The sequence below is a fragment of the Brachybacterium sp. GCM10030268 genome, from assembly GCF_042666305.1.
Classification (GTDB): domain Bacteria; phylum Actinomycetota; class Actinomycetes; order Actinomycetales; family Dermabacteraceae; genus Brachybacterium.
In genome coordinates this window covers 91,098-108,741 of record NZ_JBHTCW010000006.1, presented here as the reverse complement: position 1 = coordinate 108,741, position 17,644 = coordinate 91,098, and the positions used below count along the sequence as shown (strand labels likewise).

18 protein-coding genes are annotated in these 17,644 nt (G+C 70.0%); 4 read left to right on the top strand and 14 right to left on the bottom strand.

Annotated elements, in window-relative coordinates:
- Positions 1–29: 29 nt before the first annotated feature.
- From ACFQRD_RS10465 to ACFQRD_RS10455, 3 genes are all read right to left on the bottom strand, one after another.
- The gene (locus ACFQRD_RS10465; protein WP_377804192.1) at positions 30–1,028 is read right to left on the bottom strand and encodes a LacI family DNA-binding transcriptional regulator; all 999 of its coding nucleotides are present in this window, start codon (positions 1,026–1,028) and stop codon (positions 30–32) included.
- A gap of 97 nt (positions 1,029–1,125) precedes the next feature.
- Positions 1,126–2,793, bottom strand: coding sequence for a fucose isomerase (locus ACFQRD_RS10460; RefSeq protein ID WP_377804191.1), 1,668 nt, complete (start codon positions 2,791–2,793; stop codon positions 1,126–1,128).
- Positions 2,790–3,947, bottom strand: coding sequence for a glycoside hydrolase family 172 protein (locus tag ACFQRD_RS10455; protein WP_377804189.1), 1,158 nt, complete (start codon positions 3,945–3,947; stop codon positions 2,790–2,792). Before ACFQRD_RS10455 ends, ACFQRD_RS10460 begins: the two co-directional genes overlap by 4 nt.
- A gap of 406 nt (positions 3,948–4,353) precedes the next feature.
- Between ACFQRD_RS10455 and ACFQRD_RS10450 the strand changes: the two genes are divergently transcribed.
- From ACFQRD_RS10450 to ACFQRD_RS10440, 3 genes are read left to right on the top strand one after another with little or no spacing between them, the layout of a single operon-like run.
- Positions 4,354–5,727: an ABC transporter substrate-binding protein gene (locus ACFQRD_RS10450; protein WP_377804186.1), complete on the top strand. Its 1,374-nt coding sequence runs from the start codon at positions 4,354–4,356 to the stop codon at positions 5,725–5,727.
- Positions 5,724–6,674, top strand: a complete 951-nt coding sequence (locus ACFQRD_RS10445; RefSeq protein ID WP_377804184.1) for a carbohydrate ABC transporter permease — start codon at positions 5,724–5,726, stop codon at positions 6,672–6,674. Before ACFQRD_RS10450 ends, ACFQRD_RS10445 begins: the two co-directional genes overlap by 4 nt.
- Positions 6,671–7,588: a carbohydrate ABC transporter permease gene (locus tag ACFQRD_RS10440; RefSeq protein ID WP_377015810.1), complete on the top strand. Its 918-nt coding sequence runs from the start codon at positions 6,671–6,673 to the stop codon at positions 7,586–7,588. Before ACFQRD_RS10445 ends, ACFQRD_RS10440 begins: the two co-directional genes overlap by 4 nt.
- A 31-nt stretch (positions 7,589–7,619) precedes the next feature.
- Here ACFQRD_RS10440 and ACFQRD_RS10435 read toward each other — a convergent pair whose 3' ends face one another.
- The 10 genes from ACFQRD_RS10435 to ACFQRD_RS10390 form a co-directional block, all read right to left on the bottom strand.
- A complete protein-coding gene (locus ACFQRD_RS10435; RefSeq protein ID WP_377015807.1) occupies positions 7,620–9,008 on the bottom strand; it encodes a GntP family permease in 1,389 nt (462 codons plus the stop codon).
- 129 nt (positions 9,009–9,137) lie between these two features.
- On the bottom strand, positions 9,138–10,070 hold the full coding sequence (locus tag ACFQRD_RS10430; protein ID WP_377804182.1) for a phosphotransferase: 933 nt from the start codon (positions 10,068–10,070) through the stop codon (positions 9,138–9,140).
- Between the two features lie 55 nt (positions 10,071–10,125).
- Complete coding sequence (locus ACFQRD_RS10425; protein ID WP_377804180.1) at positions 10,126–10,533, bottom strand: GNAT family N-acetyltransferase; 408 nt, start codon at positions 10,531–10,533, stop codon at positions 10,126–10,128.
- A gap of 5 nt (positions 10,534–10,538) precedes the next feature.
- Positions 10,539–11,447: a carbon-nitrogen hydrolase family protein gene (locus ACFQRD_RS10420; protein WP_377015798.1), complete on the bottom strand. Its 909-nt coding sequence runs from the start codon at positions 11,445–11,447 to the stop codon at positions 10,539–10,541.
- Between the two features lie 47 nt (positions 11,448–11,494).
- Positions 11,495–12,208, bottom strand: a complete 714-nt coding sequence (locus tag ACFQRD_RS10415) for a nucleoside hydrolase (RefSeq protein ID WP_377804178.1) — start codon at positions 12,206–12,208, stop codon at positions 11,495–11,497.
- Positions 12,209–12,382: 174 nt separating this feature from the next.
- Positions 12,383–12,643 carry a type II toxin-antitoxin system RelE/ParE family toxin gene (locus ACFQRD_RS10410; RefSeq protein WP_377015792.1) on the bottom strand — a complete coding sequence of 87 codons (261 nt, stop codon included), beginning with the start codon at positions 12,641–12,643 and terminating at the stop codon, positions 12,383–12,385.
- Entirely contained in the window at positions 12,640–12,915 is a 276-nt protein-coding gene (locus tag ACFQRD_RS10405) for a type II toxin-antitoxin system Phd/YefM family antitoxin (protein ID WP_377015789.1), read from the bottom strand. Before ACFQRD_RS10405 ends, ACFQRD_RS10410 begins: the two co-directional genes overlap by 4 nt.
- A gap of 58 nt (positions 12,916–12,973) precedes the next feature.
- Positions 12,974–14,065: an enolase C-terminal domain-like protein gene (locus ACFQRD_RS10400; protein WP_377804176.1), complete on the bottom strand. Its 1,092-nt coding sequence runs from the start codon at positions 14,063–14,065 to the stop codon at positions 12,974–12,976.
- Positions 14,062–14,931, bottom strand: a complete 870-nt coding sequence (locus ACFQRD_RS10395) for a glycosyl hydrolase family 32 (protein WP_377804174.1) — start codon at positions 14,929–14,931, stop codon at positions 14,062–14,064. Before ACFQRD_RS10395 ends, ACFQRD_RS10400 begins: the two co-directional genes overlap by 4 nt.
- Before the next feature lie 105 nt (positions 14,932–15,036).
- Entirely contained in the window at positions 15,037–16,386 is a 1,350-nt protein-coding gene (locus ACFQRD_RS10390) for an FAD-binding oxidoreductase (RefSeq protein WP_377015780.1), read from the bottom strand.
- Between the two features lie 121 nt (positions 16,387–16,507).
- Here ACFQRD_RS10390 and ACFQRD_RS10385 point away from each other — a divergent pair, with 121 nt between their 5' ends.
- Entirely contained in the window at positions 16,508–16,963 is a 456-nt protein-coding gene (locus tag ACFQRD_RS10385) for a MarR family winged helix-turn-helix transcriptional regulator (protein WP_377015777.1), read from the top strand.
- 12 nt (positions 16,964–16,975) lie between these two features.
- On the opposite strand, the gene ACFQRD_RS10380 is transcribed toward ACFQRD_RS10385, so the two are convergent.
- Positions 16,976–17,551, bottom strand: coding sequence for a helix-turn-helix domain-containing protein (locus ACFQRD_RS10380; RefSeq protein ID WP_377015774.1), 576 nt, complete (start codon positions 17,549–17,551; stop codon positions 16,976–16,978).
- Between the last annotated feature and the right edge of the window lie 93 nt (positions 17,552–17,644).

Below are 17,644 nucleotides of genomic sequence, written 5' to 3'. Positions count from 1 at the left end.
TCCTATGTCTCAGCTCACAGCGCGGGGACTCAACTGCGCGGCTGCGTGGACTCGCGCTCGATGATCCGTGAGCGCAGCAGCGTGGTGGAGGGGTCCTCGTCGGGGTTGGCCATGCGCTGTCCGAGCATGCGGGCCGCGGCCCGGCTGGTGGCGCGCACCGGCTGGTGGACGACGGAGATCGACGGGGTGACCAGGCGAGTCCACAGATCGTCGTCGGTGGCCAGCAGCGCCGGCACCTTGCTCTTGCCGCGCACCGCCTCGAAGGCCCCGGCGGACATGCGGTTGTTGGTGACGTAGACGCAGTCCGCCGCGGCGCCCTCGAGGATCTGCTCCATCATCGCGGTGCCGGATTCGACGTGGAGGTCGCCGCGCAGCACGGCGGGGTCGTCCACGTCGACGCCGGCCTCGCGCCATGCCGTGAGGTACCCGGCCACGCGATCCTCGGTGGTGCGCAGGTCCGTCGGCCCTGCGATCACGGCCGGGCGGCGGAAACCGCGCTCGTGCAGATGGCGGGCGGCCTGGCGGCCGGCGTCGAGGTTGTCGGTGGCGACCAGGTCCGTGTTCGCCCCCTCGATCCAGCGGTCCACCAGCACCACCGGGATGCCGGCATCGGCCAGCGGCGTCAGGTCGGTCAGGGTGCTGTGGACCGGGACCAGCAGCACCCCGGAGACGTGCCGACCCACCAGCTGGGCGAAGCACTCGCGCTCGACCTCGAGGTCGTCCTCGGTGTGGGCGACCGTCACCGAGTGGTTCCGGCCGCGGGCGATCCGCTCCACCTCACTGATGATCTGGGTGAAGTAGGGGTTCTCCGCATCCGGCGCGACCACGGCGATCTGCGAGGTACCGCCGCGGCGGAGGGACCGGCCCATGGCGTTGGGCACGTACCCGGTCGAGCGGACCGCCGCCCGCACTCTCCGGGTGAGCTCCTTGTCGACCGTGGAGGCACCGTTCATCACCCGCGAGACCGTCGCCGAGGACACCCCCGCTGCGCGCGCCACGTCCATGATCGTCGGCCGTGGCGTCACCATGTGCTTCTCCTGGGTCGTTCCGGTGGTCCGGTCGGTTCATGCCCTCTTCGGGCGGCGACGGGAGAGCCCGTGCCCGTCGCTCGGTCCCGGACGTCGCTCAGTCCTGGACGATCTCGGCATCGCCGCACAGGTGCACGATGACCCCGAGACGCTCGAAGAAAGCTGCCTTCGCGGTCAAGGCGCGGTCGGCCGCGCCCTGGTCATCAGCGTAGACGAGCTGGGCATGGTTGGCCTTGTGCCGGCCCATGAACTGGTCACGGCTCACGCCGTGCAGCACCACGTTCGCGATCGGCCACTCGGGGTTGGTGAGCTCCTTGCGGCGGCGCACCTCCTCCTCGGGCAGCTCGACGACGCTGCCGCGGCCGAGGTCGACGTGCAGGCCGCCGTCCTGGATGTAGACGCGGGACCAGACGATCTCGCCGGGCTTGGAGACGCCGTTGATGGTCGAGCCGCCGGCAGGGAAGAACGCCGGGCCCTGCCGCCAGCCCTCCGCGTCGGCGTAGCCGCGAGGGAAGTGACTGGGCGGGACGGAGCCGGAGATCTCGTAGACCCACACGTACTGCCCGTCGTACTCCTCGCCCCAGCGGACGTCGTGCAGCGTGGTGGCGGGGTCCATGCCCATCGCGGTCCAGAGGCGATTAGTGACCAGCGCATCGACGGCGACGCCCTCGTCGACCTCGTTGAAGTTCGGCAGGGCCTGGCCCTCCCACAGCACGCGGGAGCCGTCACGGCTGGTCACCGGGGGGCGCTGGACGTTGTTGAGCAGACCTTCGACGAGGTCCGAGGCCGGGGTGACGTCCTTGAGTCCCTGCTGGTACTGGATGCCCACGGCGTCCAGGCCGAAGTCGTCGCTGATCCGCAGCGCCGCGATGTACATCTTGTACTGCCCGCGCAGCTGGTTCTCGGTGAGCTCGGTGGCCTCGTCGGTGCCGAGTCGGAACGTCATCCCGGCCTCCTGCAGCCAGGCGCCGACGGCGTCGGCCTCCTCGTCGGTGACCGTCTGCATCTCGGCCCACAGGGCGGACTGCGAGAGCCGCTCCTTGTAGATGCCCAGCGGGTTGAGCATCTCGTCGTCGATGATCGCGTTGTACATGCCCATGCAGCCCTCGTCGAATATGCCGATGATGGCCTTGTCGGCGCGGAGCTGATCGGCCAGGGCCCGGCCCAGCTCGACCTCGGCATTGGCGGGCAGGGGCGGCAGCGGACGCACGTGGCGCTCGTCGTGCTCGAGGCGGCCGGTGGAGAGCCAGGTGGCCACGCCCTCGCGGAACCAGTCGTCGGTGCCGTCGACCGTCCAGAGGGTGGAGTACTCGCGGCCCATCTTGGTCAGGCCGCCGTTGAGGTTCAGCAGGCCCACCAGGCCCGGCCACTCGGGCGCGAAGTTCGCCACCGTCAGGATCGGGCCGCGGTGGCTGCGCAGCCCGGCGAGGACGTGGTGGCTGTACTGCCAGTTGGCGGTGGCCACGATCAGCGGCGCCTCGGGCGGGATGTGCTTGAACACCTCGATGCCCATGCGCTGGGAGCGGATGAAGCCGTGGCCCACCTCCGGGTCCGGTTCGAAGCCGCGCCGCACCTGCCCTCCGGCGGCGCCGACGGCGTCGGAGACGAGACGCTCGAGCTCCTGCTGGAACGGCCAGGCGGGGAGGTTCGCGCTCTCGCGCGAGTCACCGCTGGGGATGAGGTAGACGGTGTTCTCCGGGGCGGGGGCGACCTCGCGGGGCGCCGGGAGGTCGTAGTTGCGCTGGGCGGCGGTGGTGGTGGTCATGAGCGCTCTCCCGAGTTGTGGTCGGTGCGGGCGGGACCGGCGGGGCTGTGGGGAGCGGCGCCGGATCCCAGGTGGATCTCCATGTCCTCGAACGTCGGGGCCGACGGGCGGGCCGTGGCGGGCCGGTCGAGGTAGAACACGGCGGTGGAGGCGATGTCGTCGCGCAGCGGCAGGTAGCGCCCGGCGGACTTCCACCCCAGCGCCTGGATGTCCACGCGCGGCAGGCCGGTGGAGAAGTGGATCGGGTCGGCGATGTGCCAGCGGTACATGCCGAAGCGCTGCTGGGCGATGTAGAGACCGTCGGGCCGGATCACCTGCGGCATGCCCAGGTACGGGGTGGAGAAGGCGGTGTACCCCTGGCCGGGGATGTCGAAGTTCCAGGCGCCGCCGAAGTAGTCCTCGGTGCCGGTGCCGGCGATCGTCGGGAAGCCACCGTCCCGGCCGCTGGCGAGGTCGTCGTCCATGTAGAACTTGATCTCGCCCTCGCCCCACCAGCCGTTGGAGTTCACGCCCCAGGCGATGTAGGTGCCCACGTACTGTCCGTGACCCTCGACGTCCTCGAGCAGCACGTGCTCGGTGGCCTCATCGAGGGGGTTGGAGCGCCGCCATTGGGCGTGGAAGTAGGCGTCCTCGCTGTGGTCACCGCCCAGCTCGTAGGTCACCTGGTAGTAGACGCGGGCGTCGGCGTCGGCCGTGTTCTCGAGGGTCAGGCGCGCGCCCTCGCGGAAGGGCATCGGCCAGTACGAGTTGAAGCCGCCGTGCGGATTGGCGGCGACCATCTGCGAGTCGACCTGCGAGAACAGGCCCCAGCCGTTGCAGAAGAAGTCGCCGTAGGGGACTTCGACCGCGGGCTCGTCGCTGCCGTCCCAGTAGGCGCGCACCACCAGGTGGCGCCAGTGGTCGGTGTGGGTGGTGATCCAGATGTGGGTGATGACGCCGGCGGAGTCGATGTCGGCGAGGGTGAAGGTCTCCCCCGCCTTCACGTTGACGCTCGGCGAGACCTTCCAGCCCTGCCCGAGATCGCGCGCGGCCTCCGCGCCGGTGCCGTCGGTGGCGCGGCCTCCGCCGCCCGGGGAGCCGTCGAAGTTCTCGGGACTGATGGAGCGGGTCTGCACGGGACGCAGGCGGGCGACGGGGCTGGGAAGGTGGGTCACGCGGGTACTCCCTGGGAGTCGGATCAACGGTGATTCGTCGTCGGTGGCCCCACCCCGCCATATCGCAGGGAGGAACCGGGGCAGAGGACGGCGGGTGGGAAACGATTACTGGCACGATACGAGAGGCGGCGCGCACCGTCAATCCACCCGGGCCTGGGTGCGGGAGGGTGGAGTCCGACAGCGGCCCACGAGCCGTGGTTGACGCCGATCTCCCCTGCCTCTACCGTAGCGATAAATCGATTACTGACGACGGCCGGGCATAGACGCCGGAGCGGACGCCCATGCTCCCTCCTCCAGACGGCCGCGTCGAGACCTCCGCAGCTTCGCCACCGCACCGCGGCTGCGCCACGACGACGTGTTCCGAGGAAGGCCACGTGCAGACCTCCCCACGCCACGGAAGGCGACCATGAGAACCCACCCTGCGAGCAGAGAACCTCTCCTCAGCCGGCGGAACCTGCTGCGCGGCGGGGCCGCGACGGCCGTCGGCGCCGGCGGCGCGCTGACCATCGGTGGCTGCGGCTCCGGCGGCGGTGCAGGCGCGTCCGATCCGATGCAGTTCTGGCAGTTCTACGCGCCCATCGATCAGCAGGATCCGAACCTCGTCGCCCAGAACGACTGGTTCCTGAACGTGCTGAAGACCTGGGAGGACGCCGGTGGCCGACCCGTCGAACCGGTCTACATCCCCGGCTACACGGATCCGACCAACACCCGGTTGGTGACTGCCTTCGCCTCCGGGGCCGGACCGGACATCTTCCTCATCTCCCCCGGCGATTTCCTGCGCTATTACAACGGCGGCGTACTGGTGGACCTCGCTCCGTACATGAGCCAGGAGGCGATCGACGACTTCTACCCCCAGGCGCTGGCCACCCGCACCGTCGGCGACGGCATCTACGGGCTGCCCATGGAGCAGGAGCCGCTGGCGATCTTCTACGACGTCGCCACCTTCGAGGAGCACGGGCTCTCCGAGGGCGACCTGCCGACGACCTGGGACGAGATGCTCGAGCTCGGCAAACGCATGACCGGCGGCGAACGCGCCGGCCTGGTGCTGGAGACCCTGCCGGGCTACTACCAGAACTTCACCTTCTACCCCTGGCTGTGGCAGGCCGGCGGGGACGTCATCGACGTCGAGAGCCAGCGCCCCGTCTTCGACAGCGAAGCCGGCATCCAGGCTCTCCAGCTGTTCCAGGACGCCATCACCAGCGGTGCCGCTCCCCGCACACGCCCGGCCAACGGCGACATCGTCAGCGCTCTGACCGGCGGCTATGCCGCCATGTGGCAGGGCGGCATCTTCGACGTGGAGGCGCTGCGCCAGAACGCGCCGGACTACGAGTACGGCGTCTTCTCGCTGCCCGCCCCACCCGGCGGCGAATCCGTGACCACGCTGGGCGGCTGGGCCTGGTGCGTCAATGCCCGTGGCCGCGACCCCGAGGCCGCCGCCCAGCTCACGGTCGAGGTGATGGGCTCGATGAGCCAGGAATCCATCGACGCCGGCGTCCAGTGGAACGGCGTCGCCAAGGGCAACATCCCCGCCCGCACCTCGGTCACCGAGGCGATCGGGGATACCGGCGCCTTCGAGGAGCCGATCCTCCAGCAGTTCCGCGACGAGATCCTCCCGACCGGCCGCGCCGAGCCGCGCTTCCCACCGGTCATCTACAAAGCCGTCTCCAACGCCATCCAGGCCACCCAGCTGGGCGGCGCCGACCCTGCCGAGGAGGCCGCGACCGCACAGGACGCGATCGAGAGCTACCTCGAGACCTACGAGGGAGGGCCCCTGCTGTGAACACCGTCCGCCTCGCCCGCACCGCGGGCACCGCCACCGGGACGGGGACCTCCCGGCCCTCCACCCTGGGCAACACCCGGGCGCGCCGGGAACGCCGCGCCGCCTTCTGGTTCCTCCTGCCCGACACCCTCGGACTGCTGGTCTTCGTCGCGGTGCCGATGGTGCTGGCCATCGTCCTGGGTTTCTTCCGGGTCGACGGCTTCGGGTCCTTCGACTTCATCGGTGTGGACAACTACGTGCGCATGATCGGCGACCCGCAGTTCTGGTCCAGCGTGCGCGTGACGCTGCTGTACCTGGTCGCCGTGGTCCCCCTGATCTTCGTGTTCGGCCTGGGGCTGGCGCTGCTGGTCCAGCAGAAGCTGCCCTTCGTCGGCCTCATCCGCAGCGCCCTGTTCGTGCCCTACGTGGTCAGCCTCGTGGTGGTCGCGATGGTCTGGCAGTTCATGCTCGCCGACCGGGTCGGCGTGCTCAGCCGGATGCTGGGCCTGCTCGGCTTCGAGAACATCTCCCCGCTGGGACAGCCCAACCTGGCGCTCGGCACGGTGGTGGTGGTGACCGTGTGGTTCCAGATGGGCTACTACATGATCATCTTCCTGGCCGGGCTGCAGGACATCCCCGGCGAGTACTACGAGGCGGCGCGCATCGACGGCGCGAGCGCCTGGCAGCGCTTCGGCCGCGTCACCCTGCCGCTGCTGCGGCCGACCAGCTTCTTCGTGCTGATCACGTCGACCGTGGCCGTGATGACCGGCGGGCTCGACCTCATCTTCGTCCTCACCGGCGGCGGCCCCGCCGGTGCCACGTCCCTGCTGATCTTCTACATCTACGAGCAGGCCTTCCTGTTCGGTGAGCTCGGCTATGCGGCCGCCATCGGCTCCGTGCTGGTGGTCGCCATGCTCGCCTGGTCCGCCGTCATGTTCGCTCTGACCAAGGGAGGTCGTTTCGAATGAGCGACGCAGTCTCCACCCCGCACCCCTCCCCCGCCCACCGGGCCGAGCCGCACCGGGCAGGATCCGTATCCGACCGGCCCGCGATGAGCCCGAGCCGCCGGCGACGCTGGACGCCGACGACGACGCTCCTGTTCATCCTCGGCGTGCTGCTGGCGCTGATGACGATCTTCCCGCTGGTCTGGATGGTCACCGGTGCCTTCAAGCCCGCCGCCGAGGTCAACGGCTCCGCGCTGCTGCCCTCGGAGCCGACGCTGGAGAACTTCACCTACGTGTTCACCCAGGTGCCGTTCCTGCGGTACATGTTCAACAGCTTCATCGTCTCGGCCGCGGTGACGGTGCTGGCGCTGTGGTTCCACTCGATGGCGGCCTACGCCCTGGCCCGGCTGCGCTTCCCCGGTCGCGAGACGATCTTCCTGCTGATCTTCTCGACCCTGCTGGTGAGCCTGCCGGTGATCCTGATCCCGACGTTCGTGGTCGTCCGCACCCTCGGCATGGTCGACTCCTATGCCGGCCTGATCATCCCGGCGATCTTCAACGCCTTCGGCATCTTCCTGCTGCGCCAGTTCTACGTCTCCCTGCCCGCCGAGCTCGAGGAGGCGGCGCTGGTGGACGGCGCCAGCTACTGGCGGATCTACCGCAGCGTGATCCTGCCGCTGTCTCGCCCGATCCTCTCGGCCCTGACCGTGTTCTTCTTCCTCACCAACTGGAACTCGTTCGTATGGCCGCTGACGATCACCTCGGATCCGGACCTGCGCGTGGTCCAGCTCGGCATCGCCACCTTCCAGCAGCAATACGCCTCGGACTGGAACTACGTGCTGGCCGCCTCGACGGTGGCGGCGATGCCGACGCTGCTGATCTTCTTCTTCTTCCAGCGCCAGATCGTGGAGTCGATCAAGTCCTCCGGGTTCAAGTGAGCCTGGCGCGGCTCGGGCCCCGGCGATCGCGTCAGAAAGCCGAGACGATGAGGTAGATGATGCCGACGAGCGCGAAGGCGATCACGGACTGCAGCGCCTGCTGGACGGTCCAGGTCTTCAGCGTCGTCTTCACGTCCATGTCCAGCAGCCGGCCCACCAGCCAGAAGCCGGAGTCGTTGACGTGGCCGGCGAAGACCGAGCCCGCCGCGGTGACCAGCACGATGCAGGCGACCTGCAGCGAATTGAAGTCGCCCGCGATGACCGCCGGGGATGCGAGACCGGCAGCGGTGACCAGGGCGACGGTCGCGGAGCCCTGGGCCAGTCGCATGATCACCGCGATCAGGTAGGCGGCGATGAAGACCGGTAGCCCGATGCCGCCCAGGGAGTCGGCCAGGGCATCTCCGATGCCGGAGGCCTGCAGCACGCCGCCGAACATCCCGCCCGCGCCCGTGATCAGCACGACCGAGCAGATGGGGCCGAGCGCAGAGTCCAGCACCTTCTCCAGGGCGGAGCCGCTCTCGCCGCGCCGGTGGCCGAGCACGAACGTCGCCACGATCACGGTGATCAGCAGCGCCATCGCCGAGGTGCCGAGGAAGGACAGCACGGCGACCCACGTCGCGTCGGCATCCACCGCGCCCACCGAGCCCAGGGCGTCCAGGCCGGTGTTCATGAGGATCAGCAGCATCGGCAGCAGCAGGAGGGCGATGACGGTGCCGACGGCCGGCGGGGCGGCGGGCTGGTCGTCGTCGACGGTGCCGAAGATGGTCGGCACCGGGAGCGGGACGCGGGCGGCGACGATGCGGCCCCATACGGCGCCTGCGGCGTACCAGAGCGGGAAGGCGATGAGGGCGCCGATCAGCAGCACCAGGCCCAGGTTGGCCTCGTAGAGCTCGGTGGCGGTGACCGGGCCGGGGTGCGGGGGCAGGAAGACGTGCATCACCGAGAACGCCGCCGCGGTGGGGATGGCATAGAGCAGCACGGAGCGGCTGGAGAGCCTGCGAGCAACGGCGAAGACGATCGGCAGCATCATGACCAGGCCGGCGTCGAAGAACATCGGGAACCCGAGGATCAGTGCCGAGATACCCAGCGCGAAGGGGGCGCGCTTCTCGCCGAAGGTGTCGATCATGCGGTCGGCCAGAGCCTTGGCGCCCCCGGAGTGCTCGACGAGGCGGCCGAGCATCGCGCCCAGGGCGACGAGGATGGCGACCGAGGCCAGCGTGGACCCGAATCCCTCGGACATGGTCTCGTAGACCGCCGCCATCGGTACGCCGGCGGCGATCGCGGTGAGCGCCGAGACCACCACCAGGGTGATGAACGCATGTACGCGGAAGCGCATGATGAGGATGAGGATCAGGGCGACCGCCGCGGCGGCGATGCCGAGCAGCGGACCTGCTCCCAATGTCTGTGTCCAGTCGTCCATGTGAATCTCCGTCGATCACCAGCCGGACGGTGTGCTGCGAGCCCGCTGCCTCACACCGGATAACACGGTGAGCCTGTCATACGGACCGGACACAAGTCGCGCATTCGGCATCGACACGTCAGCCGTCGCTCAACCGCCGCCCCACCGTTCCCGGACGATCGCGAAGAGCGAATCGCGACGGCGCCGGCGGTGCTCCCCCAGCAGGGGCAGCGTCGGATTGTGCGGCAACCGCGCCGCGTCGACGAAGAACCCGAGGATCCCGACGAGGACATCGGTGCCCATCCTCCGGGGGTGTCCGTGGCGAGCGAGCACCTCATCGACACGATCGTTGACCCGCAGGGTGCCGTCGACGTCGTCGATGCTGGAGAGCAGCTGGAGGGCGTCGGAGACACGGCTGCCGCGGGAAGCGTGGGCCCAGTCCACCAGGCTCACGTCGCCGTCGTCGGTGATCAGCATGTTGTCGGCGCGCACGTCGGAGTGGGAGAGCGTGTCTCCCGCCAGGGCGTCGATGCCGCGGAGTGCTGCGGCGCGCAGGGCGTCGAGACGCTCGGCGAGCCACGGATCCAGATCGTCCGGAAGGTTCTCGGCGACGCGCTCGAAGCCGAGCATGTCCGGCCCGAGATGCTCCGGCACCGTGGGCAGGCCGGCCACCGGGCACGGCGTGGTGGCTGCCTGCAGTGCCTCGAGCGCCGCGAGCACCTGGTCCAGCTGCCGGGCTGTCCACGGCTGCTGCGGCAGGGCGCCGGGCGCCGCCTCGGTCACCAGCACGAACCAGTCGCCGTGGTCGAAGGCGTCCACGAGGCGGGGCACCGGGGCCTGCGTCGGCATCTGCTCGAGCACCGTGGTTTCGGCGCGGTTCAGGGCCGGTGAGTCGGGGTTGTCCTGCTCGCGGACGGCTTTGACGAACATGCTGCGGCCGGAGGCTCCGCTCAGGATCTCGGCGCTGCTCGGGGAGAACCCGCCGCGACACGAGTGGGTGTGGACCACGGGTTCACCGAGCAGCTCCTCGAGGCGCCCGCGCAGCGAGGTACCGAGGTCCGTCCAGGTCAGTCTCGGGGTCATCGGCCCACCTTTCCACGGGCCGGCGAAGACCGCACCGTCTTTTCGGCGGACCGCGTCAGACGTCGACGATGCCGGCGGCGGTGGGCCGGAACAACCCGTCAGCCAGGTAGAACGGCCCCGCAGCGACCTCGAAGTCGACGTGGAGCCATTCGACGGGGCCGGCTCGGCATTCTTCGATCGCCCGACGGACCAGTTCGCGCCCGATGCCTGAGCCCTGATGGTCAGGGTGCACGGAGGTGTCGAGCAGGAACGCGTGCCGGCCCCCATCGGTGACGACATTGCAGAAGCCCACCAGGTCCGAGCCTCTGCGCGCCGTCACCCACCCCAGCGAGTGCCGTTGCAGCCGTTCGACCCACGGCTCCATCTCCTCGGCGTGCGCGAAGGCTGCGGCGTGCAGGGAGGCGACCTCCTGATCGGAGACGTCGTCACGCCAGGCGTAGTTGAGCGGCTCCATCGTTCCCATGGCGATCAGTGTTCCGCAGGCCGGCCCCGCGACCTGTGGGCCCCTCGATGTTCGGCGCCCGGCGGGCATACCGAATCAGGGGCAACGGCGGATGCTGCGCGGTGGCGTGCGCGCCAGGGACGGCCGTACCGGTAACCGGTCTGTGCTGCCTCGTGCGACGGATCGAGATCAGCGAGGACGACCTGGGGCGCCCCGTCCTCCGCGCCGCGAGCCAGCCACCGGGCGTCGGCGGAGGCGACGCCCGAGCGAGGGTGGCCGGGTTCGAGGCCGGGCGCGGCGAAGGCGATCCACATCTGGGTGAGCAGGGCGTGCGCGAGCGGGCGCTGTTCGTCCAGCGAGTCCGGGTCCGTGCTGTAGCTGGCCAGGAGCACGCAGTCAGCACCCATCGCTTCGTACTCGATGAAGACCTCCGGGAGCCCGGCCTCGATGCACAGCGCGCACCCGAATCTGAGCCCCTCGACCTCGAACGTCGTCGGCCGAGTGCCCGCGGCATAGAGGAACGAGCTCTCCGTGGTCGAGAGGTACCGCTTGTCGTAGCGGTCCACGATCACCCCGGCGTCACTGATCACGTGCAGGCTGTTGGAGGGACGCCCGCCCTCAGACGACGGGTGAACAGATCCGACGACCGTCCACAGCTCGAGTTCGCCGGCCAGCTGCGCGGTCAGTTCGAGTTCGCGCGCGAGGACGTCCCACGCCACGAGTGCCCAGTCGGCGTCCGCAACCTGCGCGGGATCGCTGGAGATGAGCCGCTTGTGGGGATACCCGGACAGCGCCCCTTCAGTGAACAGGACCAGGCGCGCCGAGCCGGCTGCCGCGACGCGCATCAGCTCCCGGACCTCGCGCCCCTGCGCGGCGATCGAGGCCGCGTCGAACCTCTGGGTCCCCAGTCCTTGCGCCACTGCAATGCGAACCATGGGCCCATGGTCGCCGACTCGGACCGTCTCCGCCCCCGTCCCGCGTCTCACCGGGTGCATGCCCGTCCGAGTCGTGTCACCAGCTCGTGGCGGACTCCCTCGATATCCAGCGCCCGCACGATCCGGTGCGGCCCGTCGGGATCCGGGTCGAAGTCGGTGCAACCGTCCGCGCCGTCGATGCGGATCCGGCCGCGCTCGAACCGGAACAGCTCGGGCGCGACCATCGTCAGCACTGCAATCGGGTCGTGCGGCGTGTTCCAGTCGTGCCCGATCACGGACCAGTACCGGTGCACCTCACCGAGAAGCAGCTGTCCAGGTTCACCGTCGAGACCGGTCAGGTCGGCCTCCGTCAGCCGGACCTGCTCGGTGATCTCGAGGCCGACGGCGGTGAGCTCGACACCGGCATCGAACACCACGCGGGCGGCGTCGACGTCGGAGCGGATGTTGTGGTCCGTGCGCCCGTCGAAGGCGCCGCCCATCATGGTGATCTCTCTGATCGCGCACCGAGGATGCTCGAGAGCCGCGGCCACGTTCGTGAGAGGGCCGATCGGGACGACGTGGCCGCCGGCTGCCAGCACATCCACCGCGCTGACGTTCTCCGCGAACTCCTGCTCGTCCAGGTCCTCGATGGTGGAGCCCTCGTGCCCGGCCCACCACGCGGGCTTGCCGGACCGGGTCTCGGCGAGGCCGGCCGCGATGATCGGGGCGGCCCGCCCGGCGGAGGCGAAGACCTTCGCCACCAGGCGGGCCCGCAGCTCCACGTCGCCGTAGACCGTCGTGACCGCAGTGGCGTTCAGCTCGGGGAACCCAGGATGACCGCGAGCGCCAGGAGGTCGTCGACGTCGGTACCGATGTCGGTGTCGAGCACCAGCGACATACCGTCGGTCTCTGCCATCAGTCAGTCCCTCTCCGTTCTTCGGCCCGACGGCAGTCTGCTATCGGTCGTAGGCATCTCGGCGGTGCGCTGCCCGGACGATCGTCACCGTGAGCTCTTCGTCGAGCACGTCGTAGATGACCCGATAATCACCGGCCCTGATCCGCCACGCCGTCCGCTCACCGACCAACTTCGTGGCCCCGTGGGGCCGTGGATTCGCAGCGAGGTCCTCCACGGCCGCGAGGACACGTTCCCGCGCCGGCCTCGGCAGCTTTTTCACCTGGCGCGCGGCAGCGCTCGTGAAGACGACTCGGTACCTCACAAGGCGATGTCGCGGCGCAGGTCGTCGAGGTCGATGCGCTCCCCGTCATCAGCCGCCTTGGCTTCTCGATACGCAGCGACATCCTGAGCCATCTCGTACTCCTCGAGCACCTGGAAATCTGCAGGGCTCACCAGGACTGCTGCGAGCTTTCCATTGCGCGTCACGCCGATTCGTTCCCCTCCGTACATCGTGCGGCCGAGCACGTCGGCAAGCTGGCGCCGGAGCTCTCGTGTGGACACTTCACTGCTCATGCTGTTCTCACCGCTCGACATGCAGCCACTGTAGCGCTACCGGTCACTGTGTACACACGGAACGCAGCGATGGGAGGCCTCAGTTCTCGAGCATCAGCCCGAAGCCCGGGGTCTGCGGGAGCACGATCTGCCCGTCCTGCAGCGAGTACGCCGAGGCGTCGACGCCCTCGGTGGTGCCGGGAACCGCCTCGACCACGGGCACGCTGCCGAGTCCGGCCGCCAGGTGCGCGGCGTACAGCGTCTTCAGCGGGTGCCCCCACGCGTGGGGCGAGGCGACGACGCCGATCTCGCGGACGGTGGGCATGAGGCGCCGCCAGGCGGTGAATCCAAAGGAGAGCACGTCCATCAGCAGTACGTCCAGCAGCCCGTCCCGGGCGAGATCGAGCACGTGGTCGACGTCGGGGTCGTACTCCCCATCGGCCACCATGACGTTCGAGCCGCTGCGGTCCCGGTGCGCTCGAACCTGCTGCAGACCCTCGGCGTGCTCGGCGAAGGGCTCCTCGATCCAGTACAGGTCGCAGTCCTCGACCTGTTCGAGAAACCGCAGGGTCTGCTCGGGGGTATAGCCGTCGTTCATGTCGACCAGCAGGCGGGCGTCCGGGTACGCCTCGCGCACCGCGCGGACGACCTCGAGGTCCCGGGCCAGCCCCGCCTCGGAGGGCATCCAGCGGTTGCCCCGGCCGATCTTGAGCTTGAAGGCGCGGTATCCGGCGTCCCAGTCGGCGGCGCAGGAGGCCAGCACGCCGCTTACGCCGCGCGGGGAGTCGTCGGGGTCGAGATCATCGAAGTAGATCGCGCCGGAGTAGCAGGGCACGGGCGCGGTGCCGAGCCCGCCGAGCATCTGGTGGACGGGCACGTCGAGGATGGTGGCGGCGAGGTCGTGCAGCGCCACGTCCAGCGGCAGTGCCGCCGGGTCCAGCACGCCGATGGCCGGGTCGAAGATCTCCTCGATGGGCGCGCCGACGCACGCGGTGAAGTCCGCCTCGGGCCCCTCGTACATGCCCCAGCCGACGTGCCCGGAGTCGGTGCGTGCCACGACGGCGAGCGCCGTCGGCCCCTCACCGTGCGCGCCGAGGCGGGCATTGCGGCCGATGGGGCGCGGATAACGGCTGCGGATCGGCCGGGTCTCGACGGCGGAGAGGCGGCGGCCGGTCAGATCGGTGGGGTTCATGCGCGGATCTCCAGGTCTCGGATGGTCAGCCCGCCACGGTCCCAGCCGCCGCCGGTGATCCAGGTGCGGGCAGGGTTCTCGGGGTCGGTGACGATCTCGGCGCAGTGCTCGTCGAGGTCGACGTCGACCTGCCCGGCGTCCTCGAAGTGCAACGGGTCGCGCGAGTAGTAGGCCAGGGTGCGGTCGTACTCCCCCGATTCGCAGACGAACAGCAGCCAGCCGTCGCCGGCGCGGATGACGAAGGGCGACTCCGTCGGCCCGCCGACGGTGCCGGAGACGGTCGAGCGGTAGGCGACCGAGGGCTCCGACCAGGTCACCAGATCAGTGCTGGTGCGCACACCGACCTCGTGGAAGCCGCCGGTCGGCTCCGAGGTGCGGGTGCAGTAGAGCAGCCAGCGCTCGCCGTCGCGGAGGACCATCGGGTCGCGGGCGTCGTAGCCGTCGGCGAAGAGCGACCCGCCCTCGTGATGGGTCCAGGTGAACAGATCGGTGCTGATGGCGAGCTCGATGCGGTAGTCGGCGTGGTCTGCGCGGCCGCCGCAGTAGAACATCCAGTAGCGGCCGTCGTGGTGGATCACGTGGGGTGCCCAGACGTGCGTCTCGCCGATCTCCGTGCGGGCGTGGAGCACCGGGTCGTGGATCGTCCACTCACTGCCGGTCAGGTCCGGGGCGGTGGCGTGGAGGAAGAGGTTCTCCCCCAGCGGATCGGCGGGTTCGGGATGCCAGATCCCGAAGACATGCCAGGTGCCGTCCGCGTCCCGGATGAGGGTGTGGTCGTTGATGTACCAGGGGTCCTCCGCCGACGGCGAGGCGTCGAGCAGGCGACGCTTGGCGCCGGGGATGAGGCGGACTGGTGCTGGGGGCACGGATGCTCCTCGTCGAGCAGGTGGCGGCGGGGAGTACGACAGCAATCGTGTACTCGTCCCGTCGACCCTAGCGTCACCCTCGCCCGGCGTACATGGCCGCCCACCTCAGAGCGGGGCGATGTTGAGGGCGGAGAAGAACGTGTTGTCGGGGTCGTAGGCGCGCTTGACCTCGCGCAGTCGCGTCAGCGTCTCGCCCGGATACGCAGCCGCCACATCCTCCTCGGTGGTGGGGTCGGAGAGGAAGTTGGGGTAGCGCCCCGTCAGGCCCAGTGCCTGCTCGGTGGCGTCGGCCCACTGCCTCGCGGGCTCCAGCTGCCCGGGATCCGCGGTGGCGGCGACGACGGCCACGGTGGCCTCGCGCTGCCGGTGGGCGAAGGCGGTCGCGTCCTCGGCCACCTCCGCCACGGCGCCGCCGAGGAAGCGAATCTGTACGGCGGCCATATCTGTAGCGCGCCGGCCGAGGGCCTCGAGCGCGGCGGCCGCCCAGGACGCGTCGGCGCCGTCGACGAACCCGGAGCGCACCACCGGATGCAGCTTCGCCGGCGCCGGAGGAGGGCCCTTGATCAGTTCGGGGTAGGGCGTGGGGCCGACCGTATCCAGCGCGGGCTCGCCCAGCTGCCTCAGCGGATCCAGCACGGACGGCGCATCCTCGGGGGCCCCGGAGTAACACAGGGCCATCACCAGCACGGGGGTGCCGTGGAGCCGTTCGGGCAGCCACGGCACGGGAGGGGCGGCCATGAGATTCAGCATCGCCCCGAGTTCCCGGGGCCCGGTGCGCACGGCCCGGATCGCGCCGGCGAGCACCTCGGCGGTGGCGGGCACGGCGAGCATCCCGCCGGCGACGGTGCCTGCCGGGTGCAGGTCGAAACTCAGCTGCGTGACCACTCCGAAGTTCCCGCCCCCGCCGCGCAGTGCCCAGAACAGCTCGGGGTGCTCGTCGGGGCCCGCCATGATCACGCTGCCGTCGGCCAGCACCACCTCGGCCGAGCGCAGGTTGTCGATGCTCAGCCCGTCGCGCCGGGTCAGGAAACCCACACCGCCGCCCAGGGTGATGCCGGCGATGCCGACCGTGGGGGCGTCGCCGAAGCCGGTGGTCAGGCCGTGCTCGTGTGCGGCGGCGAGATAGTCGGCGGCCAGCACCCCGCCGCCGACGGTCGCGATACGGGAGTCGGGGTCCATGGACAGCTGATCGAGTCCCCGCATGTCGAGGGTGAGGGCCCCGTCGACGATGCCACGGCGGGAGTGGCCGCCGCTGCGCACGGCCAGGGGCGCCCCGGCCTCGCGGGCGCCGCGCACGATCGTGGCGACCTCCCGCGTGCTGGTGGGTCGAGCGGCGGCGAGCGGGGAACGTCCGGGGGTGGCGAAGGGGATGTCGGTGGCGAGGTCATAGCCGGGCGAACCCGGCCGGAGGAAGCTGCGGCCGAGTGAGCGGGCCAGAGCGGGCACGGCGGTCATGGTGGCTCCTGCGGGGTTCGGCAGACGAGTGCAGAGTTCACTTCGCTCCCTGAACGTTAGGGCCCTAAGTGATCTGCGTCAAGGGCTCGGGTGACGGCGAGTGGCCTCTAAGCTGTCCGGCATGATCGACTGGACGAGGAAACCGGTGGCGGCGCTGATCCGGCACATGGATCAGCACACCAGCCAGGCGGCGGAGACCCTCTTCGCCCGCCACGGCGGCAGTCGGCCGATCTACTTCATCCTCCTCGCGCTCCACGAGAAGGACCGCACCACTCAGCGCGAGCTGGCCGCGGTGGTCGACCTGCGCGAAGCCACCCTGAGCGAGCACCTGCGCGTGATGGCCGAGCGGGACCTGATCACCCGATACCGCCCACCCGAGAACCAGCGCACACAGCAGATCGCGCTGACCGAGCGCGGCACGGAGCTGTTCACCACGCTGCGCACGGCGATCGAGGATTTCGATGCCCACGTGCGCGCGGCCGCCGGGACAGAGGCCGACCTCGCGCTGCTCTACGAGATGGGGCCCCGCATCGCCGCTGCGGCGGACGAGTACATCGGCCGCACGACCGGCAACTGACGCCCCGGCTGCTCAGGGGGCCGCCGGGCCCCCACGAGATTGCAGGGAGACGCAGGTGAACACGGCCCCCTGCGCATCCCGGGCACGGTAGAGGTAGTCGTCCTCGGTGACCACGCGGCCCGAGCCCCCGGCCTCGATGAGCTGGACATCATCTCCGTCGACGATCTCGAGAGCGCCCTCGATGACGTGGATCATCGTGCCCGGCGAGGGCACGCCGGAGCCGCCCTGGTAGACGTCATCGCCGGTCAGCTTCCACTTCCACGTCTCCACCGACAGCCCTTCGGTGTCGATCGCGTCCAGCAGCACCGACCAGCTGCCCCCGTCGGTCGACCACACCTCGACCCCGTCCGGCGGGGCGTCGGAGCCCACCCCCATCAGCGCCGCGAAGGTGGTGCCGAGGCCGGCGGCGATGCGGTCGAGGATGAAGACGCTGGGGTTGGCCTGGCCGAGCTCGATCTGGGTGAGCATGCGGCGACTGACGTCACTGAGGTCCGCGAGCGCGCCGACGCTGAGGTCCTGGTCCTGGCGCGCGGCGCGGATGCGCTCGCCGAGCTGGGCGACGACCGCGGGACGCATACCACCGGGCATGTCGGACCTCCTCTCGGTGATGCACGCACGCTCGAAAGACTGAGACGTGACCAGAAGCGTATCGGGAGGCTCACCCGGAACGGACGTGACGGG

What these genes read in the sequence shown, in the direction of transcription:
- ACFQRD_RS10465 (WP_377804192.1), bottom strand. Translation starts at nt 1,028, where the DNA reads ATGGTGACGCCACGGCCGACGATCATGGACGTGGCGCGCGCAGCGGGG.
- ACFQRD_RS10460 (WP_377804191.1), bottom strand. Translation starts at nt 2,793, where the DNA reads ATGACCACCACCACCGCCGCCCAGCGCAACTACGACCTCCCGGCGCCC.
- ACFQRD_RS10450 (WP_377804186.1), top strand. Translation starts at nt 4,354, where the DNA reads ATGAGAACCCACCCTGCGAGCAGAGAACCTCTCCTCAGCCGGCGGAAC.
- ACFQRD_RS10440 (WP_377015810.1), top strand. Translation starts at nt 6,671, where the DNA reads ATGAGCGACGCAGTCTCCACCCCGCACCCCTCCCCCGCCCACCGGGCC.
- ACFQRD_RS10435 (WP_377015807.1), bottom strand. Translation starts at nt 9,008, where the DNA reads ATGGACGACTGGACACAGACATTGGGAGCAGGTCCGCTGCTCGGCATC.
- ACFQRD_RS10430 (WP_377804182.1), bottom strand. Translation starts at nt 10,070, where the DNA reads ATGACCCCGAGACTGACCTGGACGGACCTCGGTACCTCGCTGCGCGGG.
- ACFQRD_RS10425 (WP_377804180.1), bottom strand. Translation starts at nt 10,533, where the DNA reads ATGGGAACGATGGAGCCGCTCAACTACGCCTGGCGTGACGACGTCTCC.
- ACFQRD_RS10420 (WP_377015798.1), bottom strand. Translation starts at nt 11,447, where the DNA reads ATGGTTCGCATTGCAGTGGCGCAAGGACTGGGGACCCAGAGGTTCGAC.
- ACFQRD_RS10405 (WP_377015789.1), bottom strand. Translation starts at nt 12,915, where the DNA reads ATGTCGAGCGGTGAGAACAGCATGAGCAGTGAAGTGTCCACACGAGAG.
- ACFQRD_RS10400 (WP_377804176.1), bottom strand. Translation starts at nt 14,065, where the DNA reads ATGAACCCCACCGATCTGACCGGCCGCCGCCTCTCCGCCGTCGAGACC.
- ACFQRD_RS10390 (WP_377015780.1), bottom strand. Translation starts at nt 16,386, where the DNA reads ATGACCGCCGTGCCCGCTCTGGCCCGCTCACTCGGCCGCAGCTTCCTC.
- ACFQRD_RS10385 (WP_377015777.1), top strand. Translation starts at nt 16,508, where the DNA reads ATGATCGACTGGACGAGGAAACCGGTGGCGGCGCTGATCCGGCACATG.
- ACFQRD_RS10380 (WP_377015774.1), bottom strand. Translation starts at nt 17,551, where the DNA reads ATGCCCGGTGGTATGCGTCCCGCGGTCGTCGCCCAGCTCGGCGAGCGC.